General features: G+C 51.9%; 36 protein-coding genes and 14 tRNA genes. 36 read left to right on the plus strand and 14 right to left on the minus strand.

The features are described 5' to 3' along the window. The first annotated feature begins 36 nt into the window (after positions 1-36). From C437_RS01600 to C437_RS19710, 16 genes are all read left to right on the plus strand, one after another. Positions 37-112: transfer RNA gene (locus C437_RS01600), tRNA-Val, on the plus strand. Between the two features lie 11 nt (positions 113-123). Then, positions 124-199 (plus strand) — tRNA-Ile (locus tag C437_RS01605). 9 nt (positions 200-208) lie between these two features. Next, a tRNA-Ile gene (locus C437_RS01610) sits at positions 209-282 on the plus strand. A gap of 12 nt (positions 283-294) precedes the next feature. Further along, positions 295-366, plus strand: a tRNA-Gly gene (locus C437_RS01615). Positions 367-709: 343 nt separating this feature from the next. After that, positions 710-796 (plus strand) — tRNA-Leu (locus tag C437_RS01625). Positions 797-812: 16 nt separating this feature from the next. Then, positions 813-897 (plus strand) — tRNA-Leu (locus tag C437_RS01630). A gap of 14 nt (positions 898-911) precedes the next feature. After that, a tRNA-Pro gene (locus C437_RS01635) sits at positions 912-987 on the plus strand. Positions 988-1001: 14 nt separating this feature from the next. After that, a tRNA-Glu gene (locus C437_RS01640) sits at positions 1002-1079 on the plus strand. 226 nt (positions 1080-1305) lie between these two features. Next, positions 1306-1381 (plus strand) — tRNA-Gln (locus tag C437_RS01645). A gap of 7 nt (positions 1382-1388) precedes the next feature. Then, positions 1389-1463, plus strand: a tRNA-Met gene (locus C437_RS01650). A gap of 14 nt (positions 1464-1477) precedes the next feature. Further along, positions 1478-1551, plus strand: a tRNA-Thr gene (locus tag C437_RS01655). 15 nt (positions 1552-1566) lie between these two features. After that, positions 1567-1640: transfer RNA gene (locus tag C437_RS01660), tRNA-Thr, on the plus strand. A gap of 60 nt (positions 1641-1700) precedes the next feature. Continuing rightward, positions 1701-1774 (plus strand) — tRNA-Asn (locus tag C437_RS01665). A gap of 8 nt (positions 1775-1782) precedes the next feature. Next, on the plus strand, positions 1783-2052 hold the full coding sequence (locus tag C437_RS20020) for a hypothetical protein (protein ID WP_139175282.1): 270 nt from the start codon (positions 1783-1785) through the stop codon (positions 2050-2052). A 26-nt stretch (positions 2053-2078) separates the two neighbouring features. Next, a tRNA-Cys gene (locus C437_RS01670) sits at positions 2079-2153 on the plus strand. 47 nt (positions 2154-2200) lie between these two features. Then, complete coding sequence (locus C437_RS19710; protein ID WP_004515131.1) at positions 2201-2590, plus strand: hypothetical protein; 390 nt, start codon at positions 2201-2203, stop codon at positions 2588-2590. Here the strand turns inward: C437_RS19710 and C437_RS01675 are convergent. After that, complete coding sequence (locus C437_RS01675; RefSeq protein ID WP_139175283.1) at positions 2579-2833, minus strand: hypothetical protein; 255 nt, start codon at positions 2831-2833, stop codon at positions 2579-2581. The genes C437_RS19710 and C437_RS01675 overlap by 12 nt on opposite strands. Before the next feature lies 1 nt (position 2834). On the opposite strand from C437_RS01675, the gene C437_RS01680 reads away from it, so the two are divergent. Together C437_RS01680 and C437_RS01685 are read left to right on the plus strand one after the other, a co-directional pair. Then, positions 2835-3557, plus strand: coding sequence for a hypothetical protein (locus tag C437_RS01680; RefSeq protein WP_139175285.1), 723 nt, complete (start codon positions 2835-2837; stop codon positions 3555-3557). Next, on the plus strand, positions 3554-4111 hold the full coding sequence (locus C437_RS01685; RefSeq protein ID WP_049919554.1) for a hypothetical protein: 558 nt from the start codon (positions 3554-3556) through the stop codon (positions 4109-4111). The genes C437_RS01680 and C437_RS01685 overlap by 4 nt, the downstream gene beginning before the upstream one ends. Positions 4112-4116: 5 nt before the next feature. On the opposite strand, the gene C437_RS01690 is transcribed toward C437_RS01685, so the two are convergent. The 3 genes from C437_RS01690 to C437_RS01695 form a co-directional block, all read right to left on the minus strand. Then, a complete protein-coding gene (locus C437_RS01690; protein WP_004515135.1) occupies positions 4117-4512 on the minus strand; it encodes a hypothetical protein in 396 nt (131 codons plus the stop codon). Positions 4513-4733: 221 nt separating this feature from the next. Then, positions 4734-4859, minus strand: a complete 126-nt coding sequence (locus tag C437_RS21015) for a hypothetical protein (protein WP_275040366.1) — start codon at positions 4857-4859, stop codon at positions 4734-4736. Positions 4860-4906: 47 nt separating this feature from the next. Continuing rightward, positions 4907-5359, minus strand: coding sequence for a helix-turn-helix domain-containing protein (locus C437_RS01695; protein ID WP_004515137.1), 453 nt, complete (start codon positions 5357-5359; stop codon positions 4907-4909). 131 nt (positions 5360-5490) lie between these two features. Here C437_RS01695 and C437_RS01700 point away from each other — a divergent pair, with 131 nt between their 5' ends. From C437_RS01700 to C437_RS01715, 4 genes are all read left to right on the plus strand, one after another. Further along, entirely contained in the window at positions 5491-6201 is a 711-nt protein-coding gene (locus tag C437_RS01700) for a hypothetical protein (RefSeq protein ID WP_074654869.1), read from the plus strand. A gap of 290 nt (positions 6202-6491) precedes the next feature. Further along, on the plus strand, positions 6492-7313 hold the full coding sequence (locus C437_RS01705) for a DUF932 domain-containing protein (RefSeq protein ID WP_275040368.1): 822 nt from the start codon (positions 6492-6494) through the stop codon (positions 7311-7313). Between the two features lie 95 nt (positions 7314-7408). Beyond that, a complete protein-coding gene (locus C437_RS01710) occupies positions 7409-7882 on the plus strand; it encodes a hypothetical protein (protein WP_004515140.1) in 474 nt (157 codons plus the stop codon). A gap of 661 nt (positions 7883-8543) precedes the next feature. Further along, positions 8544-9149 carry a hypothetical protein gene (locus C437_RS01715; RefSeq protein WP_004515141.1) on the plus strand — a complete coding sequence of 202 codons (606 nt, stop codon included), beginning with the start codon at positions 8544-8546 and terminating at the stop codon, positions 9147-9149. Here the strand turns inward: C437_RS01715 and C437_RS20290 are convergent. Further along, the gene (locus tag C437_RS20290; RefSeq protein WP_160163004.1) at positions 9146-9310 is read right to left on the minus strand and encodes a hypothetical protein; all 165 of its coding nucleotides are present in this window, start codon (positions 9308-9310) and stop codon (positions 9146-9148) included. The genes C437_RS01715 and C437_RS20290 overlap by 4 nt on opposite strands. Positions 9311-9469: 159 nt before the next feature. Further along, positions 9470-9637 (minus strand): hypothetical protein, encoded by a 168-nt coding sequence (locus C437_RS20295; protein WP_160163005.1) that lies wholly within the window; start codon positions 9635-9637, stop codon positions 9470-9472. 468 nt (positions 9638-10105) lie between these two features. On the opposite strand from C437_RS20295, the gene C437_RS01720 reads away from it, so the two are divergent. Continuing rightward, positions 10106-11512, plus strand: coding sequence for an ATP-binding protein (locus C437_RS01720; protein WP_004515142.1), 1407 nt, complete (start codon positions 10106-10108; stop codon positions 11510-11512). A gap of 4 nt (positions 11513-11516) precedes the next feature. On the opposite strand, the gene C437_RS01725 is transcribed toward C437_RS01720, so the two are convergent. The 6 genes from C437_RS01725 to C437_RS01750 are packed head-to-tail and all read right to left on the minus strand — an operon-like array spanning position 11517 to position 16504. Then, positions 11517-13571, minus strand: a complete 2055-nt coding sequence (locus C437_RS01725) for a hypothetical protein (protein ID WP_004515143.1) — start codon at positions 13569-13571, stop codon at positions 11517-11519. 12 nt (positions 13572-13583) lie between these two features. Continuing rightward, positions 13584-13961 (minus strand): hypothetical protein, encoded by a 378-nt coding sequence (locus tag C437_RS01730; protein ID WP_004515144.1) that lies wholly within the window; start codon positions 13959-13961, stop codon positions 13584-13586. 6 nt (positions 13962-13967) lie between these two features. Then, complete coding sequence (locus C437_RS01735; RefSeq protein ID WP_004515145.1) at positions 13968-14765, minus strand: hypothetical protein; 798 nt, start codon at positions 14763-14765, stop codon at positions 13968-13970. Next, on the minus strand, positions 14762-15493 hold the full coding sequence (locus C437_RS20300) for a hypothetical protein (protein WP_004515146.1): 732 nt from the start codon (positions 15491-15493) through the stop codon (positions 14762-14764). The genes C437_RS01735 and C437_RS20300 overlap by 4 nt, the downstream gene beginning before the upstream one ends. Positions 15494-15505: 12 nt before the next feature. Next, positions 15506-15805, minus strand: coding sequence for a hypothetical protein (locus C437_RS20025; protein WP_004515147.1), 300 nt, complete (start codon positions 15803-15805; stop codon positions 15506-15508). Between the two features lie 12 nt (positions 15806-15817). Continuing rightward, a complete protein-coding gene (locus C437_RS01750) occupies positions 15818-16504 on the minus strand; it encodes a hypothetical protein (protein ID WP_004515148.1) in 687 nt (228 codons plus the stop codon). A 130-nt stretch (positions 16505-16634) separates the two neighbouring features. Here C437_RS01750 and C437_RS01755 point away from each other — a divergent pair, with 130 nt between their 5' ends. Beyond that, positions 16635-17120 (plus strand): winged helix DNA-binding protein, encoded by a 486-nt coding sequence (locus C437_RS01755; RefSeq protein ID WP_004515149.1) that lies wholly within the window; start codon positions 16635-16637, stop codon positions 17118-17120. Between the two features lie 225 nt (positions 17121-17345). Here the strand turns inward: C437_RS01755 and C437_RS01760 are convergent, their stop codons facing one another. Then, a complete protein-coding gene (locus tag C437_RS01760; RefSeq protein ID WP_139175286.1) occupies positions 17346-17621 on the minus strand; it encodes a hypothetical protein in 276 nt (91 codons plus the stop codon). 126 nt (positions 17622-17747) lie between these two features. Continuing rightward, positions 17748-18077 carry a hypothetical protein gene (locus C437_RS01765; protein WP_004515151.1) on the minus strand — a complete coding sequence of 110 codons (330 nt, stop codon included), beginning with the start codon at positions 18075-18077 and terminating at the stop codon, positions 17748-17750. A gap of 221 nt (positions 18078-18298) precedes the next feature. Between C437_RS01765 and C437_RS01770 the strand changes: the two genes are divergently transcribed. From C437_RS01770 to C437_RS20040, 12 genes are all read left to right on the plus strand, one after another. Beyond that, entirely contained in the window at positions 18299-18637 is a 339-nt protein-coding gene (locus C437_RS01770; RefSeq protein WP_139175288.1) for a hypothetical protein, read from the plus strand. Next, positions 18637-18822, plus strand: coding sequence for a hypothetical protein (locus tag C437_RS01775; RefSeq protein WP_004515153.1), 186 nt, complete (start codon positions 18637-18639; stop codon positions 18820-18822). The genes C437_RS01770 and C437_RS01775 overlap by 1 nt, the downstream gene beginning before the upstream one ends. Next, positions 18819-19112, plus strand: coding sequence for a hypothetical protein (locus C437_RS01780; RefSeq protein ID WP_004515154.1), 294 nt, complete (start codon positions 18819-18821; stop codon positions 19110-19112). Before C437_RS01775 ends, C437_RS01780 begins: the two co-directional genes overlap by 4 nt. Positions 19113-19239: 127 nt before the next feature. Then, positions 19240-19455, plus strand: a complete 216-nt coding sequence (locus C437_RS01785) for a hypothetical protein (RefSeq protein ID WP_004515155.1) — start codon at positions 19240-19242, stop codon at positions 19453-19455. A 10-nt stretch (positions 19456-19465) separates the two neighbouring features. Next, on the plus strand, positions 19466-19870 hold the full coding sequence (locus C437_RS01790; protein ID WP_004515156.1) for a DNA replication complex subunit Gins51: 405 nt from the start codon (positions 19466-19468) through the stop codon (positions 19868-19870). A gap of 98 nt (positions 19871-19968) precedes the next feature. Next, positions 19969-20232: a hypothetical protein gene (locus C437_RS20030; protein WP_139175290.1), complete on the plus strand. Its 264-nt coding sequence runs from the start codon at positions 19969-19971 to the stop codon at positions 20230-20232. Between the two features lie 147 nt (positions 20233-20379). Further along, positions 20380-20595, plus strand: a complete 216-nt coding sequence (locus C437_RS20035) for a hypothetical protein (RefSeq protein ID WP_139175291.1) — start codon at positions 20380-20382, stop codon at positions 20593-20595. After that, a complete protein-coding gene (locus C437_RS01800) occupies positions 20592-20963 on the plus strand; it encodes a DUF6908 domain-containing protein (RefSeq protein WP_004515157.1) in 372 nt (123 codons plus the stop codon). The genes C437_RS20035 and C437_RS01800 overlap by 4 nt, the downstream gene beginning before the upstream one ends. Further along, on the plus strand, positions 20960-21193 hold the full coding sequence (locus C437_RS01805; protein WP_004515158.1) for a hypothetical protein: 234 nt from the start codon (positions 20960-20962) through the stop codon (positions 21191-21193). Before C437_RS01800 ends, C437_RS01805 begins: the two co-directional genes overlap by 4 nt. After that, positions 21194-21520, plus strand: a complete 327-nt coding sequence (locus C437_RS01810) for a hypothetical protein (protein ID WP_004515159.1) — start codon at positions 21194-21196, stop codon at positions 21518-21520. Continuing rightward, complete coding sequence (locus C437_RS01815) at positions 21520-22257, plus strand: homing endonuclease associated repeat-containing protein (RefSeq protein ID WP_004515160.1); 738 nt, start codon at positions 21520-21522, stop codon at positions 22255-22257. The genes C437_RS01810 and C437_RS01815 overlap by 1 nt, the downstream gene beginning before the upstream one ends. Positions 22258-22480: 223 nt before the next feature. Further along, positions 22481-22798 carry a hypothetical protein gene (locus C437_RS20040; RefSeq protein WP_139175292.1) on the plus strand — a complete coding sequence of 106 codons (318 nt, stop codon included), beginning with the start codon at positions 22481-22483 and terminating at the stop codon, positions 22796-22798. The last annotated feature ends 64 nt before the right edge of the window (positions 22799-22862 follow it).

Consider the following 22862-nt stretch of genomic DNA (forward strand, 5'->3'; position numbering starts at 1 on the left):
GATGGCGGTTCAATTCCGCCCGTTCCTAAATTTTAGAGGGTGCTGGTCGAGCCTGGCTGAAGACATCTCCTTGACGTGGAGAAGAACAGCGGTTCAAATCCGCTGCACCCTATCTATAGCGAAGGAAGCGTAGCTCAGCTTGGCGTAGAGCACCGTCCCTATAAGGCGGCAGTCGGAGGTTCAAATCCTCCCGCTTTCATCCAGTTCCGGAATGGTAGCTCAGTCAGTCAGAGCACTACGCTGATAACGTAGAGGTCGTGGGTGCAATTCCTACCCATTCCATCTTTTCCGTATGCGGGAGTGGTGTTAACGGCAACACGAATCCCTTCCAAGGATTAGCTGTGGGTTCGATTCCCACCTCCTGCACTTCTGCGGAGCTGTTCTAACCTGGCATGAAGCGTCCTTGCCATGGACGAAATCCGAGTTCAAATCTCGGGCTCCGCACTTCTAAAGGGGGAGAACGGGAGATCTGCGCCGCTCCGCATCAAGGGAGTGAGGTAAAGTCCCGACACCCACGATCTGGAGCTTCTACGTGAAAGACGGGCCGGACGCAAGTCCAGGAGCCGAACCTATAGAGACGAGAGTATTTTGTGGAACGCAGGGGAGGCACTCCGATGAGGTGCAAGCACTGAAACATTGTGTGCGTAGGTAAATCAGGTCTTGAATGCACAGAATCGGGCTTAACCACGTTCTCTCCCCTTCCTTTGTTGGAGGATTGACCGAGCTCGGCCAAAGGTGCTCGGCTTAGGACCGAGTCCATAGAGACCTGTCGCAGGTTCAAATCCTGCATCCTCCAATTCACGGGTTTTCTCAGGGGCTTGTCCGAGTCTGGCCGAAGGAGATGGACTTAAGATCCATTCACAGCACCCGTCGAGGGTTCGAATCCCTCAGACCCTATCTGAATGAAAAACGGGGGGATGGTCTAGTTTGGACGAGGACTCCTACCTTGGGCGTAGGAAGTCGCAGGTTCAAATCCTGCTCCTCCCACTTCTACGTATCCTGCTCCCTTAACCCTAGTCAGGACAATGGGCCTCGCCTTTCGAGCGAGACAGTCACGGGTTCAAATCCCGTAGGGAGCATTTGGATTACATTTAAAAAGTTCAGTTCTCCAGTCACCGGTAGAGGTCGGTAACTTGGCTACTGCAGCACGCGGATCCCACGTATCCAGCACTTCTACACGTCTTCTCAACAGCTGCAGCAATATGCAGACGACCCAGCAATAACTGTTCTACGCTCTGCGATAACTCCACGCCTAAGAGTGGACTCGAAAGCAGGGTGTCACTGTTCGTTCTGTCCCGATATCATAGCCCCATACCCTTAGCGGCCAATAGGATCGGTCTTTGGAACCGAATTGTCCCCGGTTCGAATCCGGGTGGGGCTAATCAGCTGACGGGGTAGTTCAGCCGAGAGTGAACGCCGGGCTCATGTCCCGGATGCCGCAGGTGCAAATCCTGCCCCCGTCACTTCGTACTGTGCTTCCAGCGTAGCTCAATCCAGTAGAGCAGCCGCCTTGTAAGCGGCAGGTTGCGGGTGCAGATCCCGCCGCTGGATACCCTCACCTTTCACGGCAGAATGGTCAAACCTGGGTACGACACCTCCTTGGTATGGAGGAGATACGGGTTCAAATCCCGTTTCTGCCTTTTCGAGCGTCTTCAGTGGGTGTGACGTGATGACAGAAATATAGCCTGCCTCCAACTTTTGGAGGGGTAGCCAACGAGGTAAGGCAGCGGCCTGTTGAGCCGCATGGATGCGAGTTCGAGTCTCGTCCCCTCCGCTCCACCTATGACAACCTACGCACGAATACCCGGAAAAGACGAAACAGTAGAATACAGAGAACTGGACTATGTTTCAGCGTCGCTGTTCAAATCAGAAGAAGATGCAGAACTTGAGATTGAAGAGAAGGAGGGAATCCATCGAGAGAAAGACTTGGAAATTTACAGAGAGTGTGATGATTGTGGGAGAGACGACAGGGAGGATATCACGCTTTACAGAGTTGCTCAGTTAGGAAAGGTTGGGGGAGGACACTATTGTCAAGAATGTCTCGGCATATAGTGCTGTAGGCGAGTAAAATAGCCAATAGAGGGGTGGCAGAGTCTGGTCCTATGCAGCCGGCTGCAAACCGGCCTACCCGAGTTCAAATCTCGGCCCCTCTTACATCACACCCCTCAAATTCATAAAAAACGGTTCACTGCTTCTATACATGGCTTTCAACGACTTCGATTCTTCTCACCTGGACGGATGGCAGGAAGCTGAGAAAGTGCTGTACGAGGAACTGGAATCCGGCGAAGACACGGAGATCTCTTTAAGACCGGGTTATGATGATGCTCCGAATCAGCACGACTTACAGAGGTTGTTGAAGCCGGAGGCACAGCGTTTCCAGGAATCTGAGTCTGAAGCAGTGCAGGACTTGTACGAGTTCGTCGACGACTATTTCGCGGAGACGCAGTACGTCGACTGGACTTTCGTTGAAGACGGTTTCGAGGACTTACAGCAGAGAGAAGCTGAGGCCTTCAGCTACGGTGACGGCACAGATCTTGTTGTTGAGGTCTACGAACCCGGAGAAGACGGCCACGACGTCTTACGGCTGTAATCTTTTTCTCTGCACCGGGTTTTTCTCGGCGTGCAGCTTCATCAATTCCCAGTTGTTCTTCATAAAGTCGTAGAGTTCGTAATCGCCTTGTTTGTAGGCTATCAGGGTTGCTTCTTCGATTTTCTGCCAGACTTCGAGGAAGTAGGTTTTGTCGTCTCTCTCGTGTTTTGCCTCTGCGATCTCCTCCAGTACCTCGTAGCGGGCGTCGTTGACCTCGTCTTTGGATGCTTCCTGGTCGAACAACGTGGAATACGGCGTACGCATTTACCATGTAGGTTCATACCGGATTCACCTAAAGGATTACTGTAGCTATACGTGTACAACCCTGTCCTCAGTCTCTGCCTGTCCACTAACCTCTCTGACAAAGGTTGACCAAAAAGTGAAGTGTCTGAAACAGTTAACCACCTTGTATGGTGACCAGGTTTTGATCTTGAAACATCTGGCTGAGTTCTTAGGGAAGACAGATAGGGACACAGCAGCTCACCTATCTGAAGACGATAAAGATGCAGAAGTGTGGATTTTCTCCCTTCACAACGCAGATTACGGGTTCATATTCTCAGTCCACACTGAAGACGAGAAAGTAGTGGATATCCAGGCACGGGATAGGGAGTGGATTCTCCAGCACCTCAGATTCGACGAGTACGTGGAACCGCCGGGTTTTGTCCGTGAAGCTGTCGAGGAACGTGTGGAGTTCGCTGAGGACCCGGATGCACTCGCAACTTTAGAGGATAACTGCTTGATGTGCAGCAAGGAGTACAAAGTGCAGGTTACGCCGAAGATCGACCTGTTGATAGATGGATGGTACGCGCAGCGAGTTATACAGGAGTACTGCCCGGAGTGCGACAGGTCGTTAACTCAGAAGAAGACTTTCAACCCGCCCCGGCAGTATGAAACCGGCTCACCTTACGAGTTCAGCTCGGAAGAAGCTGATATCACCGAGTACACGTGGAGGCACGCACGACGATGACTGAATCAGATACTCATCCGATGACCGTGTTCCTGCACGAGTCAAAGGAAGGGAAGATCGGGTTCAATCCCTCGTCAGAGAGTGATCCGGCAAGGCACTGGATCTTTACACGGGAGAACGCAGGATTCAGATTCTACTTCTTGGTCCACGACAGGGACGAGGTACTGGGTTACAAGATCCGTCCGAGAAGTCTTCAGTGGATCGGCCGGTTCATCTACGGCAGAGAAATAAACTACCTGGAAGAGCCGTGTGAAGAGGTCGCGGAGCTGGTTTCCGAAGCTGTAGAAGTCCGGGAGGAGCCGTTGGATATCGGTTTGATGGAGAAGCACTGTCCTGGTTGCCAGCGTTTCCACGAGGTGACTGTGATGCCGAAGATGGACCTGGCTATACACGGTGTCCCCGGTCAGAGGGTTTTCGAGGAGACGTGCCCGGACTGCGGTGAAAGTTTCGTGGTGAAGAAGACGCTCTGGAATCTGCCAGGTGAAGGATATCCCGAGAACCGGTGTGAACTGGATGAGTCAAGGCTGTGGGAGTACAGCCGTAGAACACCTTAGAGAAGTCAGTCTTCAAACCATTCCTCATTGTTTTCCTCTATACGCTTATTCACCTCGTCTAAACGGTCCAAGGTTTCACGTTGCTCCTGTAACCGGTTTGCTGCGTTCAGCATTTCTTCAAACGCTTTCTCAGGATCTTCTAAAACTTCCTCCGGGTCATGCAGCATCAAGTCCTCAAAGCCTTGGAAATCTTCCGGGGAGAGTTCCCTGAGATCACCTGGTTCAGGGCTGAGGTCAAGACCGTCGAGAAGGCTGCCGGGGTCAGATGATGCTTGTTCTTGCTGGAGTTCGAGAACGGTTTCTTCTGACTTCTTCAGCTCTTCTTCAAGGAACTGTATCCGGTCGTGAAGGAAGTCAATGTACTCTTCGTAGTCTTCTTCTGTGAAGTCGTTGGTGTCCATAGTTTTGGGGGTCAGGAGTCGTAGTTTTCAAAGGCGATGAATGTCAGCGGCGATCCTTTGTACTCCTCGAATTTCTCGTGGAAACAGTGCTCCACGGTGTTGAGTGCGTACATGGAATCAACAAGGAGGCACTGTAACTTAAGTATTAACCAGAAGGTTAACTACACCAAGAACGACACAAATCTCGGGGGGAAGCGGTAGGTCGACAATGGAGGTCAGGGCTACAGTTCCTGTTTCGGCAGGGCTTCTACAGCTTCTCGCTCGCAGTCGAAGACGTGATCTCGGCGGCGGATCATAGAGATATACTCCGTCCCGCTTTCGTGCGTCTCCTGGATAAAGTAGGCCACACCGTTTTTCTCCACGACTTCGCTGACCCTGTCCCCCGCCATAGTTTTTACAGTGTTTTTTCTGCTTCTTCCCAGATGTTCTGCCACGCCTCTGCCTTCAGTTTCTGCTCGAACTCTGTGACGTCGACACCGGCTTCCTCCAGTGTCTCCCGTGTATCCTTTTCTTCCTCTTCCAGCTGCTTCAGTTCTTCCTCCAAGTCTTCCAGTACCGTCAGTGAGTGTTCGGCGTCCTGTTCCAAGAGGTCGACGTACCGGTTTCCCAGCGGCGTCAGTGCGTAGGTTTTCGAGTCTTCCTGCTGCGGCCTGTAGACCAGTTCTGAGTCGATGAGGCGTTCAATGTTTTTCTGGAGGCCGCTCCTGGTGATCCCGAGTTCGTCGGTGAGCTGGGAGACAGGTTCGTCCTGTGAAAGCTGGATGAGGACGTGTAGACGGGTCTTGTTGCCGAGAGCTTGGTAGAGGTCTGCGAGAGCGTTGATATCGTCTGTACTCAAATCACTCATTGATACGAAGCTATACACCGTCCCGTTCTTAAAACTCTGGCAGTTGCGACTGTTAACCTATTACTACACTCCTGCAAAAGGTTTATTGTAGAATAAGGTTAACCATTTGGTTGAGGTGAGCAAAGACTACAATGCCCGGAAAAGTCACAGGCCGCGGAAAGTACTGGAGAGTGATTGTCCTGGCCACTCTGGTTATGATGCCAGTAGCTGCATCAGGTGCTGCTGTTGCACAAACCGCCGATAACTCTACAGCAACGAACGCTACGAGTCAGGAAGGCTGTCAGGTGGATGGTCCGCCGCCCCTGGAGAACACCCGTGTCTACCTGGAAGACAGACAGGTGGAACAAGGTGATCCAGGTAAGATTTCTCTTCAACACGAGCTGGACACTTCCTACAACTGTCCTGTAGTGGTCCTGGCCACGATCTACGCTCCGAGCGGGGTCGAGGTCAGTGTTTCAGGGGGTGGAACAGTGGAGCAGTTCGAGGGAGGTGCTCAGGCACTCTACACGATTGACCCGACTACAGGCGGTACGGTCGGAACGTCCTCGATTGAAGTACATTACACCGGTGAGGTAGAGGATGAGATGGAAGTTGAGATTGAGGGAACGGCTCAGTTGTTCCCGGAAGGCTACCGTAGTCAATCTGAGTACCACACTGATATCGGCGGGATGAACCAGCCGATTGTCATTCTTGAATCAACTAATCCTGAGTCAAATGCTTCACAAGATCAGGGTGTAATTGACACTGTAGATGATCTAACACTTTCTGAGAAGAAGATTATCTTCATGATCGGTATGGTGTTTCTTTTCGTCCTGACCTCCATGATCGTCACCAAACTCTGAACTCACAGGTATTCTCCGAGGTCTGAATCCTTACTTCTCTCCGGGTTGTCGAAACCAGATTTGTTTTATAAAAACCTGTTTTCAAACAACTACCACATATCAGGTGATTCCCTATCCCAAAAGGCGACACTATCCAATTCGAAGGACTCTACGAACTCGAAAAAGCTGCAGAAGACCAAGTCCCAGACGTAGAACGCCACGACGTCTTCGGACACAACGAACAAACCGATGAGTGGCAAGAAGCACCGTACCGAGACTCACTCTGGACCGACGACGGCAGACTAACCGGTATCGTATCCAGCAACGAAGACTTCTACAACGTAATCCAGTACGAAGACATCCTAAAATCAGTCGGTTCAGCGCTCGAACAACGCCCTGAAGATATCGAACCGGAAGGCTGGATCAATCTCTCACCGACAGCCCACAAAATGAGCGCCCGGATCGGCTTGGACCAGACCGTTGAACCAACCCCGGGCGACGTCATCGAAACTGACCTACGGGTACGTTCAGGGCACAGCGGGATGCACGGAGTCAAGTACGAACCAGGGGCTGTGAGACAGGTCTGCAGCAACGGTATGATGGCTTTCGTTGCTGACCAGCAGTACGAGCAAACCCACGGAGAAGAGTTCCAGCCAGGGCTGGCGATGCACGCCGTCGACGCTGTAGTAGAAGGAACTGACCAAGTTGAACAGAGACTGGAGGAGGCACAGAAAAGGACTCTGCGGAACCAGGACGAAGCCCTGCTGATCCTGCAGGACCTTGGTATAGACCGGTACCTGGAAAACCCTACAGCTGACCTGGTTACAGCGGTTAACGAACAGGCCGAAGACGTCGAAGAACCGTCTCTGTACGACACGTTCAACGCTGCAACCTACGCACTGACACACCTCGCAGAAGATGACATCCCACAGTACCAGCTGGATACAGGTTACGAACAAGCTGCAGAACTGTTAGAATATGGAGACGGAATACCCAGCGCCAGAATCCTCGGGGAAAACGCTGTCAGGCGGAGAGCTAACGAACTGATTGAGGATCCTGACGCGGAAGAGTACTGGGAAGGAGAGACTGAGGCTGTCCGTGACCTGATGGAAGAGTACGAGATCCAGGCTTGATCGAAGGGTGATACCTGATTTCCGATGCAGAACTAAGTGAAGAGGATCTTTTCGAACTGCAAAACCTGAGAGACGCGGTTGAACAGCAGGCGCAGATGGAGCCGTACGTCATGAATCTTAGAAACCCGTGGGACGGCCAGATGAAGTATGAGCTCGAGGATCCTGCACCGCACCAGGTTTTCTTTTACAACGAGGCGATTGAGGAACTGGCCGAGGAACTCGGATACGAACCGGAAGACAACGAGTTGATTCCGGACGGAGGAAGCCGGACCAAGTACTACTGGAGCGGTCAAGACGGAATCCTCTACCACACCGAGAAAGGTGAAGACATAGTAGTCCCGTTCTTCAACACGGAAGAAGACGCAGGCGATTTCATCGAGAGACAGGCAGAACTTCACGGCAAAGACAGGTATGAGGGAATGGTTCTCAGGAAGACCGGTGACAGAAAAGTAGCTGAGGCTAAAGACTTCATCTATAATGACTCTCAGCTCACCGATTTCATGACTGATGGAGGCTACGACAACAGCCTGCTAGACCTCGCTGAATCCGCCGGCGAACTCGAATGGTGAACCCTGAATCACGGAAGAATCGGTAGATGAGTTCGGCAGGACACTGGAAGAACAGCTGGTCGACGACATCATCTGGAACCACTGGATCGACCGAGACAAGCACCGGATCCACGAGGAGTATGTCTCCGACGACCTCTACCAGGACGGAGACGAGGACCTGCCGTTCGGCTTCCACGTCACCTATGACGACGGCCCAGAGTTCGCTGTAGAAGAACCGTACAGAGCGCCGTGGCACAAAGACAAGGCCATAGAATTACTGGAAGAAGACGGCTACGAAGCCCTTGTTGAATGGGTTTCTCAACCAGTAGAGCAACCTGAGACAGTACCGGACGGCGGAGTCCCTGAATCAGTCGAGTTCCACGGCACGGAATACAATTTCCTCGGAAAAGACGCCGAGCAAGGATACTTCCACTTCTACACGTACACTCCTGAGCAGGCTGAGTTTGTTCTTGCGAGCAAAGATGAAGAAGGCGAGGTACGGGCAGATGACCGGTTACGGGCGTTTCACGGTGATCCCAAGGCCAGGGTTCAGGAGTACCTGTACCAGCATCCTTGGGAGACAAGTGTAGGTAAAGGTGAAATCAAGGATCACAGTTACCGCAGTCTCTCTGATCCAGGGTTTCGACATGATTTGAATGAAGGACTCGGAGGATCGCTTCTCTTGGATGACTCGGAGTATGTCATACCGTTTCGAGCACCGTTCAACACTGCTGCAGATATACTCGATCAAGCTGTAGACGATACCAGTGATGTCTTTGTGGATTACCGGCCGCAGTACCTGGAACTGGCACCGGAAAACTCACTGGAGAAATACCAGTTAACACCCGGGCTGAGAGGCAGCAACGAAATCACCGGCACCAAGATAATCGACGAAATCAGTATCCTTGACAGAGGCAGCGAAGAAGTCTACGACACATTCCACGTCGACGAACTCGCACAAGACCACTTCATCAAACAGCTTTCTACTGTAGACGGTGTCGACACCGAGCTTGCCCGGCTGCTGATAACCGACGACGGTGAAGGCTACAGGAACCTGAGAACGGTTTCGTGGGCGACAACCAGCGACGTGGAAAATCTGGAGAACAAGTACGACTTGGACTGCCACGAACTCTTCAAAAACCTTGGAGACGCCGGTGTTTACCGGAACGAGAACAGCCCGGAATCCGGAGCACTGCATCTGCCCGAGCACAAGCAAGAAGAACTAGAGGAAGAAGAGGAAAATGGAGAAGAGGATGATTCAGAGCAGGTCGGACTCTCAGATTTCTAATCTCCCAAGTGGCTGTGGAGGATGCCGTCGACAGCTGGCTGTGAAAGCGACGAAAACACCTTGACTTCGTCCTGACTGGAAACCAAGACAACACAGTCGCTACCTGAACCAGTAACTTGCTCCAGTTGAGCAACCAGCTCTCGTATCTTCTCTTCATTCATACAGTGTTATTCACCGTGCTGATACCGATCCGTAGACTGTTTTCCTGTGGCAGTGCTTGTTGTTGCATCGAAAGAGCTTGGCGTGGTGCCCGTTCTCTGTCGCGTCTTCGGCTTTTCCGACGTACTCGAGATCGTGGCCGCAGTTCGGACATTCTGGCACTACCCCTCTTCACCCTCAACTTCAGGCATAAACACCGCAGCCAGCTTGAACGTAGCTCTCCCGAGGTCCACCAGTATTCTCCAAGATATAACGGCTGGCAGGATAACCCAGGAAAACAAGGCGATTGTGGCGTAGAAGACTTGCAAATCTAACTCTTCATCATCCATTTAATCATCACTACGGTTCTCGAGTTTTTCGTGGATTTCAACCTGCTTCTCCAGTAACTCCTTCACCCAGGACACATCTTCTCCCTTCACTACTGGCTGAGGACCGGAAGCCAGCTGTACAAAGCAGATAATGAACGACTCATTTTTGTCCTCGAACTCGCCGTCTTCCTGCTTCTCAACCAGTTCTTCTACTTTCTCCAGGTCATCTTCAGGCCTTTCAGTCGGCTTTATCTGCGGTCTATCGCCGTACTCCTTGAACCACTCAAAACGGCTCTCATGCCCTGGAACAGGGTAATCCGGATTCAGTTATTGTTCACCTCTACTATCTTTTCTCGGGAATTTTCGGCCTTTATTGCCAAGCTGCTGCTTCAAATCCGAGAGCGTAACATTATCTTCCAAAAAACGGCACCTCAGCCTATCATAGAAGTGTGAAAAGCTGTTTTAAATAACTGATCCACAACCGGTTCCGTGGCAAACACCCAGAAACTCCTCCGACTCATCAAAGAAAACAACCTCCAGCACCACCCTCAGATACAGAAACTCCTAGAAGCAGGTATAGCCACAGACAACGACCAGAAACAGAAAACAATCCGGAAGCTCATCGAACTCCACGCAGCAAAACAGCTCAAAAAACCGTTCACCGAAACCACTCCCGACACCTCACTCCTCGACAAACCAATCATACTCGGAAAAACCAGAAACCACTGTCAGACCTACGCAATCCCCGAAGAAAGCCTGACACGGCACATCCTAACCAACGGAGCCACCGGAACCGGGAAAACCACTCTCCACCTCAACATCCTCAACCAGCTCACCACCCCTTACTGGATATTCGACCGGAAACAAGACTACCGCCACCTCACACAGCAACAAGACAACCTGCTCGTCCTGCCTTGGCACAGAGTCCGGTTCAACCCGCTGCAGCCACCGCAAGGAGTCGGACCAGCACAGTGGGCAATGAGCATCTCAGAAATCCTCAGCCACAGCACCGACCTTCTCTCCGGAAGCCGGAACTACGTCCTCACACATATCATCGAACTCTACAAACAATACAACCTGTTCGATGAACACAGCTCGCCGTACCCGACCCTGCTGGACTTGGAAGAACTGATTCAATCCGACAAGGTCAACTACGTCAGGAAGACCTCGAACTACCGGGACACGGTGCTCAGCCGGTTAGAACCGATGACCGAGGTAACGAGACCAGTCTTCAACTGCAGCAGGCACTACCCCTACGAAAACCTGATTCAGCGAAATATGGTCTTCGAGTTCGAAGGCTTGGACCGGGATATCCAGAACTTCATCCAAGAATCAATCTTCGCATACCTGTACCACTACCTGTCCCAAAACGGTTTCCGAGGTAAAGGACTGCACTTGGTCCTGGTGTGGGACGAGGCGAAGAAAGCGTTCAGCTACAAGAAAGAACAGTCAGATGCAGCTGGGATTCCGGAGATGGACGACCTGACCGCGAAGGCTCGAGAGTTCGGCTTGTCTTTGATGGTGTCGGATCAGGAGTCAACGAAATTGACGGAGTCGATAAAGGCGAACACGGAGACAAAGGTGTTGCTGCGGCCGAGCGACTACAACCAGTTATCGTCGATGGCGGATTCAATGGGCTTGGACGAGCTGCAGAGAAGTTACGCGTTCAACCTTGATGTCGGACAGGCTATCGTGAAGCACGCAGGATGCAGGCCGGTACCGGTGGATACCAGGGATTTCGACTTGGATAAGAACGTTTCTGACGAGGATTTACGGAGGTCTCAGGAGGAGCAGTGGGAGAGCCTTGATTACAGTTTGAGGGATAGAGATCCGTTGGAGAAAGGTTCTTCAAGTGGTTCTGAAGGCGTTGACCTATCCGACTACCTTAAGAAATAGAATGTCAGCGTGGCGAGTAGACCTGGCTCTCATTCCCGTGCCTCTCCACCATTTCTTCTTTCAACACCTCTTTCTCCAGAAGCTGATCCAAAAGCCGCGTGGTCTTACTCGATCCGAACGGCGCATCATCCGGCCTGTAACACTTCGACTTCGACGGCCTCTCATCATTCCGCTCAATGTACTCTCTGATATACTGCAGCAGCGTTTCCTCGTCCTCGGTCAGCTTCGGTTCATCGGACTCTTCGGCAGAACTCTTTGACTGGGCTACGGTATCGCCACCAGACCCACCGACTTCAGGAAGGTCGCTATCAAACCGTTGCCCGATACTCTTCAGCTCGTCTTCGGTGGGGGCGGTCGGCTTTGTAAGTGCCTCCCGGACATCCACTAGCAGCTTCGGGAAGTCCCGTGCGTGAATGATCGCATGACCTGTCTCCAGTTCATTGATCTTCTCTTTGTCATCAAGGAACTTCTCAGCGTAGTCGAAGTACTCACCGTGCATGAAGACCGAGACTGTGTTTTCACGGACGTGCTTGTGGTTCCGGGAGAAATCCATCGGGCTTTGAGAGACGATCACGACGTGAACCCCGAACTTCCGGGCTTCCCTCACTAACTCTTGGATTGCATCCGCTGCCTCACCCTTCGTGAAGTTGTGCGCCTCCTCCAGGAAGACGAACAGCGGTGTGTCACGCCGGTCGACCTCCGCCAAGGCCGAGAAAACTTCATCGACGAAACTCTGCTTCTCACCGCTGTCTAACCCTTTCAATGTGACCGCGTTCACGCCGGAGAACAAGTCGTGGACGTCGTCAGGCCTGTCCAGCAACCGGTCATCCCCTATCCAGTACTGATCCACAGCCAAGCCTGTACCATCTTCGTGGTCAGGATTCGGCAGTGACAAACCGACTTCCTCCCGGTCGGAAGGAGAGATCGAGACCACGTCGTAGCCCAGTGACGCGACATTCTCCAGGAAAACCTTCTTGAGATAAGACTTACCACTCCCAGTCTCTCCCGTGATGTAGTAGTGCGGAAGCTCTGCCGGGTCAAACCCGACAACCTGGTTCGTGCCGAGTACAGTACCCAGCATAGGGCCGTCGTTCGGTACTTCGTCGGCTTGAGCCACTTTCTCTGCCTTCAAGTCCTGGAGGACTGAGTTCACTGCCCGTGACGGCGTGGCCTTCGACCTTTCCACAGTGGATTCGTTGACCTCTACGTCGTTGAGAGCGGTCGCCATGTACTGTTCTGCCGACGCCCTGCGGACCTGCTTCAAGGAGTCGGCCATGTCCTCTCCGGCCTGTTCCAGTAACTGGTTGAAACCTTCCGGATTCAGTAACCCGGTATGCTCTAACCGGTTGAAGACCCGGGGTTCCTCGAGTTCTTCGACGTGCAGCTTGAACTTCGGTCCCTGCAACACCTGCTTCACCTTCCTGCGGTGCAGGTCAAACGCTTCATCGACGTGCCGCTGAATAGCTTCTCCGACTCTGTCACCGGTCACTACTTCTGGGTCTGTGGAGAAAGTGAACAGGTACGCCAGGGAGACACCGTTTGCTTGCCACTGATCGACGGCCTGCTTCTTCTCCCTGATTACTTCGAGGATCTGGTCGAGCCGTTTCTGCACCTGCTGCACCTCCTGATTCACGCCTTCGTACCGGTTCTCCATCTGCTCCTGGAGGCTGTCAACGCCGTGTTCTACGGAGACAGCCAAGGTTTCACGTTTCTCCCGCAGCTGTTTCACCCGTTCCCGGAGCTGATTCGCCTCCTGGACAAGTTCTCCGGCCTCTTCTTTTTCGTCGAGGATCTCCTGGGAGACGGTGTCGCAGTAGTCGACGGTCAGGGAGAAGCTGGAGAAGGTCTCGGCCAGGTAGTCGTTCATACCGGTCAGGTTCCGGTCCCACATCTCCTGGCCTTGAGAATCCTGTTTCACCAGTCGGTAGGATTTGGAGGCCCGGACGAGGTACAATTCAGTGTCCAGCTCTGTGATTTCTACTGTGGATTGTCCGTCGCTGTCCCAGAAGAAGTCGGTGCAGGGTTCGAGATTGGTGCTGCCGATGTGAACAAGATCCATGATCCTTGTTTTTTAGAACCGGTCAGGGCTGTACGGGCAGTCCGGGAGGACTCCTTTTCCACCTCTCCAGGTATGGAAATCTCCCCCCATCAGGTTCCAGCCTTCTATCGGGCCGCTGCACACCGGTTTCTGCTTCCCGTCCTCTGGGTCCGGACGCATCGACAAGGCGCACATGTAGACCGTGTCCAGTGGTTCGTCCGGGTCGTCGCACGGGCATTTGATCAGTGCCTCGTTGTTTCCCAGGGTTATCTGGCCGCGTTTGATGACTTCTTCAGCTGCCTCCTTCTTCGTCATGTTGGAGAGATCGACGTCGGTACCGCTGTCGCTGTTGTTGTCGTCGTTGCTGTTCACCAGGTCGCTGAGGTCGAGGTCTGGTTCGTCAAGTCCCATTGTCTCTTAGTTATCGAACTGGTCTTTCAACCAGTCAGGCCGCTCATCACCGCTGTTGTTCCTGTTGCTGTACTCTTTGCCTTCGGTGAACGCGCCGCTGCCCTCGAAACCTGTACCGTCCGTTAAGCCGCCGCCGTCTCTGAAGCTGGCTCCGTCGCTGTCATTTCCAGCACTGCTCTGGTCTTGATCGGCTCTGTCCAGTAGCTGGATGACCGTGTTCCAGTCCTTCCTGATCTGCTCCCTCTGCTGCCGGACCTCCTTCAACTCCAGTTCCTTCCGCTGCTTCTCCTCCTTCAAACGCTTGTCCAGCTTCTCCATTTCTTCACTGTGCTCCTGCTGCCGTTCCTCCATTCCGCGTTCAAAACTGAGGTCTTCTTCGACGTCTTCGAGGCAGTCTTCGCAGTACGAGTTGTCCTTCAGCCCGTGGCCGGAGGCGTGTTCCGGGCAGAAAACCTTGTTACAGCCCTCGCATTTGGACTGGTTCCGGTGGCACGTCAGTTGGTTGCAGATCGTACATTCTCCGGCGAGGGTGTTCGGTTCGTCTTCTTCAGCGAGGACGTGGCCGCAACTCGGGCACTCAGGTCGGTGCTTCACCGTGATGGAGAGCTGGTCGCCGTCGTCGAGGACGAAGTTGTGTGTCTCGTTTTTTAGGACTCCTTCGTCGGGTTGGAAGGGTTGGATGACGGCGGCTTCCCGTGCCTCCATTTCGATGCCGTCGACGCCTTCCGAGTCGGTGAACCCGTCAGGCTGTCCTTCTAAGTCCAGGTCGAACTCTTCAGCCAGTTCTTGGATGGTGTCCCTCACAGGTCTCCACCTCCGACGTCGCCGCCAAGACCACCATCACCGCCGCCAGATCCAGAACCACCGCTTCCACCACTACCGCCGTCGCCGCCTCCGTTTCCGCCGGTGCTGTAGCCACTGGGTCCGGTAGGCCCCAAGTCTCCTGCATCTGCCGTGGAGACACTGCCGTCGAAACTTGCGGCGTCGGAAGCAGCTTCAGCAGCACTCGTCGAACCACCAGAGGCTTCACCGCCGTCACCACCGGCTTCGCTTCCTGTGCTGGATACGTTGCCGTCGGCGTCGACGTCTAACCCGTGAGCTTCGACTGCGTCACTGATCTTCGCCCACCCCGGATTCTGGTCAGCTACCTTGACCACTGCCTCTGTTTCTCCGCTTGCGTCCACCAAGCCGGGATCATCTAGGATGTCCCCGAGGATGTACGGGTTGTCCGAGGCCCGGTCAGCGATCTTCGACGGGCTTTGACCGCTGTACGTGTCGTACCGGGAGTTCTCCAAGGCTTCACTCCCGCTGCGACTCAGCTTTTCCTCCTTGTCTTTGAACCGGTACTCGTCTTTCTTGTCGTCCGGCAAGTCCTCGTAGTCGACTACTGAAGCACTGCCGTCCCTGATTAACAGGTACTTGTGCCGTACGTTTCGTACCAGGGTGACACCTTTACTGAAGATTTCTTTAACGGCGTCTATGGCGTCAGGTATCCAGCCGTCATCCAGTTCACGTGGGTGAGGTCCAGTCATTATCCTGTTTTCTCAGATCCTTTCTCTCAAGTCCTGGATGCGCCTCATCGTTTCATCGTGTTTTTGACGCTCTTTCTCGACTGTTTCCTCATCGACATGACCTGAAGCCACCAGTTTGTCCTCTACATCCCGGATTTTCTGCATCGTGGAGCTGGTGGATGTCCTCGTGGAGGTTTTGGAACTTGAGGAGTTGGATTGACTCCAATCAGTGGTTGTACTTGTTTGTTGAGTTGTGTTGCTGAACGTGGTTTCCTGCTGGGAGCTTTGCTGCTCCAGTTCATCCAGCAGTTTTGTGACTTCTTCTCGGGTCATGGATTTGCGTTGTTAGTTCTCGCAGAATTGTTCGATTGCTGCGTCTATCTGGTCGAAGAATCCGACTCTGCCGCCGGAGTGATTCCGCGGTCTGACAGGGGAACTATTTCCTCCACTGGTTCTGATGGTGGAGCCGCTGGAATCGACGAAAAATTCTGCTACCTTGTCGTAAAACTCCCATCCGCTGCTCGTTTCTTCAATGTAGTTCCTCATCAGCAAATCTGCGTCTCCGATGTGGTCGCTGAACTCCGAGTCAGCGAAGTAATATTTCTTGTTGTCGACTTCCAGCCAGAGGATTTTGCTTGGCCTGGAGTCGAACAGTTCTTCGTACGTGTTCCTGACTTCGTCAGTGTCTTTTTCCAACGGTGTTTCCGGGAGGTGTACTAGTGGGAGGATGTGGCATTGATCTTCTCCTTTCTTGCCGAGGATGACCATGTAGATGTCGAGTCCGGCGGCTAACAGCATCGAACCGAGCAACACGGTCTGATCCTGGCAGTCACCGGATCTGTTGACCACCATTTTCTCAGGTTTTTCCACAGTTGACCCTGAGCGGTGGTAGTCCAGTTCCTCGGAGGCTATTTTGTGGAGTACAGCTGCGTTCCTGTACTCGTCCGGTGTGGATGTGTGGAACCGTGAGTCGATCTCGTCAGCGATGTACCGGAATTTCCCGGGTCTCAGCTTCTGTTTGTAGTTGACCATTCTTTTCTTCGTTAGGATGTGTGCTGGTGCCGCTGCTTAAAACTTTTCCAGTAATAAAGGATTCAAGGATTCTTTGAATCAGGGGAATCATTAAACTCCGGTGTCTCGTACCTCCGGGGAAGAAAAAGAGATGCCTGAGGTCACTGAGGATATGGAGAGGGAGAGTGAGTTTATCGTACAGTTCTTTGACCGTGAGGAGCCGAGTGACGACCCTGAATTGGAGGAGTTGGAGCGTCTGTCGAATATTTTCTCGGTGCTGGATAAGCCTGCGAAGCTGAAGGTTTTGACTGGGATTCGCCGGGGGAAGTCTTTGACAGAGATTAAGGAAGAGGTGGATGTGTCAGGGACTTCTGTTCATAATTATGTGAATGAGATGATTGAAGCCGATCTTGTTGTGAAGGATAATAGAGAATATCATTTGTCGTCGCTGGGGGAGTGGGTGTTGATGGCTGTTGAAGGCGTGGATCAGGTTGTGAAGTATTATGCTATCAAGACGACGCTGATGGAGATGCCTGGTGAGCTGGGTGAGGAGATCGTGGATCAGGCGTTGAAGGATGAGAATATCGGCAGCAGTGAATTGAGTATAGGTGATTTGAAGAAGTGGGGAGAGTTCTGAAATCCTTGATGCAGGGGTGTTCTACTCGGCGTGAATCAGGGGGTGGTTCACAGGTGTTCCAGAGAAGTGGTTCACCTCTACACGAATCACGGGACGGCGGCGTGATCCACGTCAGAACACGGTGCGTGGTTTTCCGGGTCAGGCCACGGATCAGAAGTACGTCGTAACTGAAGAAGAGAAGAGGAAAAGTGAGAAGTTCGGCGGTGAGATCGAGGATGAATTGGGTTAGAATGGAGGTCTGTTTTCCTGAATCTCAGCTACTGCTGAGTGTTCTTCTACGGCCTGTTCAAAGTCTTCGTATTCACCTTCTTTGAGGCCGATTAGGATTTTCTCAGCTTCCATAAAGTTGTCCACGGCCAGAACGTCTTCTCGGTCGTCGCTTTTTATCCAGTAATACTTCTCGCACGGTTCTAATCCGTCAGCAGTAGAGATACTTCTCTCCACCTGTTCCATTTCTTCGTTGTAGGTGGCCCGGACGTAGTGGGGTTCGTCGCACTCCAAACTATACATTCACGTATCACCTTCTTCGATTGTTTCACCGTATTCCTCCATCTTCTGGTGGAACTCACGGGGTTTGTCGATACTGTTCAGAAGGTCAAGGGTCTTCTCAGCGTCATCCATAATAGATCACTGTCTCATCTCTGGTGCTTGATTTCTACGCTGGATTTCTCCTCTGTCCCACGTATAGATGTAGAGGAAACCCGGCCCGGTTGTCCCTATTTCTACAAGTACTTTTCCGGCGTATCCGGGGCATCCGGTGATGTAGTCGGGGAAGACGGCGTAATAGAAGGATTCGACGTGTTTCTTCGCTTCTTCGTGGCTTAGACCGTCTTCTTCTATCTTGTGTTGGATTACTTCGTTGAGTTCTTCTTCTGTGGGTTCTCGGATTTCGTACTCTGCTTTTTCTATGTCGGGTTCCCCGATTGTGGCCTTGAGCAGTTGTTTTTCCGCACTCACTGCGACATCACGGCTTTTTACAGGTTGAACGGGTTTTCCCGGTCGATGTTTTCAAGATTTTCAGGTAGGTCGTCGTCACGCACGTGTCCGTGCTGGTCTACGTACTGGTTTTTCCCGAGTTCGGGTTCAAAACCGTGGTTGTTCTCTCGTTGCAATGTTTTCACCTTAAGTTACATATGGGAGGTTATATTTATAAAAATTAAACAATACTGTAACTTTAGGTGACAAAACCACCTATGGAACTACCTGAAAACGAAAAAATCCGCCTAATCAAAGGCATCAGCGGTGTATTCCACACACCCAAAATCATAGAAGGCAAAACCTCAAGCACCGGAAAAACAATCAAAGTCGAAACCGACCGAAGCACCTACCGTCTCGACACAGAAGAAATCCTCAGCGGCGGCCTCGAAGTCAGAAGAGCAACGACATTCAAGCTCTACACCCCTGAAGCCTACGTCAGGCAGAAAAAATCGAATTACGACCCAGCGAACGGCAGAAATCTCAAAGCCTTCAAAGAAGACTGGGATTTGCCAGAAGCAACCCACGAGGCCGTTAACTGATGGAAATCGAAGAACAGGTTCTCACAATCGGTTCAGGGCACAACTGTATGAAAAGCACCTGCCACCAACCAGCAGACTACCGCCTGAAAGCAGAACACTACAACGTCACCGCGTGTGAAGAACACAAAGAGGAAGCTAAAGAGAAAATCCGCGAATCACTGAATACAGAGGCTGATAACCAGTGACTTCAAACTTCGCGGTATTTCGCACCACGGCAGATGACGGCCTGAACTACTGCGATATAGTGGAGGCAGAGACCCAGAAACAGGCCATAAAGAAGTATATGGCGACGAGCGGAACACAGCTCGAAACCGTGGATACAGGAGAGGAAGACACGGTCGGATTGAAAACCGTTGAAGGAGTCCCATACGACTCAAATCTTCACAGAACCGGAGAAGGAGAGGAGGCAGTTGCTTTCGGCAACGATTTTGTAGTTGTCGAAGCCTCTTCTCTTGAAGGATTCGTAGCTTGTTAGGGGGTGGTAAGCGATTACCTCCTACAAAATCCTCGCCTCAGAACCCTGCTGGACAAATTTCTCCATCCAATGGGTGAACGGCTCCCTGAAGGAAGGAATCCCAGATAAACAGCAGAGAGTCCACGACATGAATGGAGACTACCGAATCGTCACGCTGCACGACGAACGAGAAATCTGCAGGCTTCACGATAGAGAAATGGCCGAAGCAATCCTGTACGACCTGCAGGAAGGCCGGATCACCGAAGAAGAAGCTGAGAAAATCGCAGCATCCGACCACCACGAACTGCTCTACACCTTCAAAACCAACGTCAAAACCCTTCTCCAGACATTGACGCCGAGGTGAAAAACCAGCAGTGGGAATCATCGTAGACGACGAACTACATGGAATCGTCTCCGAGCAGGAGATGAACGTCGAACGTGAATGGGTTTTCCAGAAAGGCGATCTACAACAGGTAGAATCCACGGTTACATCTCCTGCATCGGATGAAATCTTCCGTTGCCGGTGCGGGGAAACTTTCGACTCCAAAGAAGCAGCTGAAACTCATATAGCGGAGATTGAAGCCGAGAAAGAGGAACAAGAAGGGGAAGCCGACACAGGACACGGTTATGAGCGTGTGGAGTTCCTGACGGAGTGCCCGGAGTTCATGGGGACCGACTTAGAGGTCTACGGCCCTTTCGATGAAGGTGATACGGCAGAGGTGCCGGAGGACAACGCGGAGATCCTTGTGAACCGGGGGAACGCGGAGCGGACTGAGTGAACCTTCAGACAACCCTCCCCTGATTTTTCTATTCTTAATCATCAATAGGGAAGGTTATATAAAGTTAAGTTACTGATATGTTCAATAGGAGATAAACAATGAGTGCAACAAGCACATCCGAAACTGGAGTGGCGAACCGCACTCGCCAAAAATTCGAGAAGGTACGAGAATTAGGAATGGAAGACGGAGACACGTTCAAAACATCACAAGGCTACAGATTTGTAGCACGATTCAAAGAAGAGATGGGGCACATAAACTACAGCTACATTGACGGCTACGTAGCTAACTGTCCTGTAGAGGAAGTTATAGAAGACCTTGAAGAAGGAAAAATAGAGAAGGTCGAGGAAGGTGGTCAGCGATGAGAGATAAGTTATCTGTAACATATCTGGGCGACAGTCCAGCTCCTTCAGAACAGGACTCACTCGACAACCGCGTCAAAACCCGTCTCCGTGAACGCTCGATGAAAGCGGAGAACAACTACCCTGGAATCCAGAGGTGAAAAATCAGCAGTGACTGAATTAGAGGAAATAGAAATAGTCCTAGATGACCATAGGAAAGGAATTGCTCAGTTGAATATCTATCCTCAACTGGACTTAGCGGTTTATAATATCGCTGTTAGAGGGGGATTATTTTCATCAGGGAATTTGAAAAGCCAAGCTATCACTTTAAGTGAACTTGATGTTTCACTGGAAGAGCTTAGAGAGCTGGAAGGTGATGAGGAGTGAAGCTTGAAGCAGTACAGCAGATTCTGGAGGAGGAAGGCACGTCCATCGAGGAAATGGAGGTCAACGAATCCTACAGCTACGACGGCGGAGAAGCCTTCAACGACCTCAGCATCGAGAAAGTCTACGACAACGTCCTCTCCGTTGAACAGCACTACACGCAGAGGATGGACAGGATGAGTGATCCAGAAGTCCGGTTCGACGTATCCGACCCCGACAACTGGATGCCGATAGAATACCGTCAAGACCCGGGACTCTACCGGAGGGACGAGGAAGACGGGTTGGAGATGGACGACTTTCTGAAGACCTGGGACAAGAACCTTCAGAACCAGTTCCCAGCTGAAGAAGTCACCGGAGGTGACGAGCGGTGACTGATTGGTTTGAGAAGGCGGATCAGAATATCGAAGAGTGGGGAGATCAGGACCTGGAGACTCTGCTTCTCTGTATGCAGGAGGAACTGGGAGAATTGACTCAAGCAGTTCTACAATACCAACACGAAGAAGGAGAGGCTGAGAGAATCAGAGAAGAGCTTGATGACCTGATGCCTCTCGGAATCCAGTTTGAACGAAAACTGGAATCTATCCAAGGAGGTGAGCAGTAGATGCAGCAGGTTCAAAAAGCACCTGAAGGCTACAGCAAGAAGTTCGAGCTGGACAAAGACACAGACCTCCTCGACATTCGCTACCCGCAGATCGGGTACAAGATCCACGTCCCGAAGATCCTCTACGAGAAAAAGGAGGGCAGCTACATACGGTATGTCAGGACCTTTTGCGGCCAAGAAGACGAGATGCTGGTCAACGACCTGGAAACCCTACGAGATAACAACTACAGGTTTTGCCGCAGCTGCACGCGCTACGCCTCCAAAAAACTCGGATTCGACTTCGAGGAACGGGTACAGGAACTGATGAACGGAGGTGAGAACCCGTAGTGAGTCAGAAGATCAGCGACGAAGAACTCTTGAAGGACCTGCGACGGGTGACCGACGAACTCGGAGAGTCACCTACTGCAGTACAGTACCGTGAAGAAGGCAGCTACTCTCCTAATACATTCCAGAACAGGTTCGGTTCCTGGAACAAGGCCAAAGAGCAGGCAGGACTCGAAACCAGCAGAGATGTTCAGAACAGAGAGATCGAGGACGATGATCTTTTACGAGATCTTCGGACGGTAGCAGATCAAATCGGTGAGTCACCTTCTATAAAACAGTACGAAGAACACGGCCAGTACTCATCTAAAACTGCCTCCAATCGTTTTGGTTCGTGGAACGAGGCAAAGGAAGAGGCAGGGCTGAAACAGCACTCCGAGGGCACCCAAGAGAAAGCCTCTATCGAGGAAATCTTGGAAGAACTGAGAGAAGGTAAAACGCTCGGGGAAATCAGAGAAAAGTTCGGCTACACTAATATTCAGACCGTCAGTAGTCGACTAAGGAGAAACGGATACACCACCCGTTCCCGTCTCTCTAAGAACAAAGCAGCGTACAGCGGTGACCGCTGGGCTGGAATCTTGAATATCTCTGCTTCGCTCCTAGATGAACTCGGCATCAGCTCCGTGGAGGACGCCTACTACGATATGGAACCTGTAGACGGTGAGAAAGCTGTCAAAATCAAATTCAGCAGTGAACGAGTCAAAGAAGTCGAAGAGGAAGACGGAGGTGAGAATCACCAGTAATAGTAGACGGAAGAGAAGTCGACGGCTACTACATCGCAAAAGCCTACACCCAAGAAAGCGACCTCGAAGACCCAGAAATCTTCTACGCACTCACAGAAGTTCCGGACTATCTCGAAAGCCACGAAGAACGGATAGACACCGCACTCGAAGAAAACCCGGATCTCATGATCTTCCCTACAACCCTCGAAGAAACAACACAGCACTACTTAGAACGTGATGAAGAATGACAACAGCAGAACAACTACCCAGCATCGAAGAAATCCTCGACCAACACGACTTCCCATACCAGGAACGCTACCGGTCCACGAGGAAAGAACGCATCAGCGACTACCTCAAAGCCAAACTCGAAAACCCGAACAGGACACAAGCAGCAGAACAAAGCGGCATCAGCAGGGCCGCAGCAGCCCAGATCGACAAAGCAATCCAAAGAATGCCGCCTCGGCACCGCTCAGTATTCTACCGGGAACTCCTACACCGAGTACAGCTGAAAGTACCAGTGCAGACACCACGAGGTGAGAAAAGTGAAAGAAATACTACCTGAAATTGCAGTAATTCTCGGAGTGATAGCCTTCTTACTCGTTCACTGGAAGGATTTGAGAGACCTC

It is taken from the genome of Haloarcula vallismortis ATCC 29715 (assembly GCF_000337775.1).
GTDB lineage: Archaea > Halobacteriota > Halobacteria > Halobacteriales > Haloarculaceae > Haloarcula > Haloarcula vallismortis.

Excerpts from the sequence above, each read along its gene's own strand:
- C437_RS01700 (WP_074654869.1), top strand. The coding sequence starts at position 5,491 with ATGCCCGGAAAAGTCACAGGCCGCGGAAAGTACTGGAGAGTGATTGTC.
- C437_RS20290 (WP_160163004.1), bottom strand. The coding sequence starts at position 9,310 with ATGAATGAAGAGAAGATACGAGAGCTGGTTGCTCAACTGGAGCAAGTT.
- C437_RS20025 (WP_004515147.1), bottom strand. The coding sequence starts at position 15,805 with ATGACCCGAGAAGAAGTCACAAAACTGCTGGATGAACTGGAGCAGCAA.
- C437_RS01775 (WP_004515153.1), top strand. The coding sequence starts at position 18,637 with ATGGAAATCGAAGAACAGGTTCTCACAATCGGTTCAGGGCACAACTGT.
- C437_RS01685 (WP_049919554.1), top strand. The coding sequence starts at position 3,554 with ATGACTGAATCAGATACTCATCCGATGACCGTGTTCCTGCACGAGTCA.
- C437_RS01750 (WP_004515148.1), bottom strand. The coding sequence starts at position 16,504 with ATGGTCAACTACAAACAGAAGCTGAGACCCGGGAAATTCCGGTACATC.
- C437_RS01785 (WP_004515155.1), top strand. The coding sequence starts at position 19,240 with ATGAATGGAGACTACCGAATCGTCACGCTGCACGACGAACGAGAAATC.
- C437_RS01695 (WP_004515137.1), bottom strand. The coding sequence starts at position 5,359 with ATGAGTGATTTGAGTACAGACGATATCAACGCTCTCGCAGACCTCTAC.
- C437_RS01690 (WP_004515135.1), bottom strand. The coding sequence starts at position 4,512 with ATGGACACCAACGACTTCACAGAAGAAGACTACGAAGAGTACATTGAC.
- C437_RS19710 (WP_004515131.1), top strand. The coding sequence starts at position 2,201 with ATGGCTTTCAACGACTTCGATTCTTCTCACCTGGACGGATGGCAGGAA.
- C437_RS01725 (WP_004515143.1), bottom strand. The coding sequence starts at position 13,571 with ATGGATCTTGTTCACATCGGCAGCACCAATCTCGAACCCTGCACCGAC.
- C437_RS20030 (WP_139175290.1), top strand. The coding sequence starts at position 19,969 with ATGAGTGCAACAAGCACATCCGAAACTGGAGTGGCGAACCGCACTCGC.
- C437_RS01810 (WP_004515159.1), top strand. The coding sequence starts at position 21,194 with ATGCAGCAGGTTCAAAAAGCACCTGAAGGCTACAGCAAGAAGTTCGAG.
- C437_RS20040 (WP_139175292.1), top strand. The coding sequence starts at position 22,481 with ATGACAACAGCAGAACAACTACCCAGCATCGAAGAAATCCTCGACCAA.
- C437_RS01755 (WP_004515149.1), top strand. The coding sequence starts at position 16,635 with ATGCCTGAGGTCACTGAGGATATGGAGAGGGAGAGTGAGTTTATCGTA.
- C437_RS01710 (WP_004515140.1), top strand. The coding sequence starts at position 7,409 with ATGGAGCCGTACGTCATGAATCTTAGAAACCCGTGGGACGGCCAGATG.
- C437_RS20295 (WP_160163005.1), bottom strand. The coding sequence starts at position 9,637 with ATGGATGATGAAGAGTTAGATTTGCAAGTCTTCTACGCCACAATCGCC.
- C437_RS20300 (WP_004515146.1), bottom strand. The coding sequence starts at position 15,493 with ATGACTGGACCTCACCCACGTGAACTGGATGACGGCTGGATACCTGAC.
- C437_RS20020 (WP_139175282.1), top strand. The coding sequence starts at position 1,783 with ATGACAACCTACGCACGAATACCCGGAAAAGACGAAACAGTAGAATAC.
- C437_RS01730 (WP_004515144.1), bottom strand. The coding sequence starts at position 13,961 with ATGGGACTTGACGAACCAGACCTCGACCTCAGCGACCTGGTGAACAGC.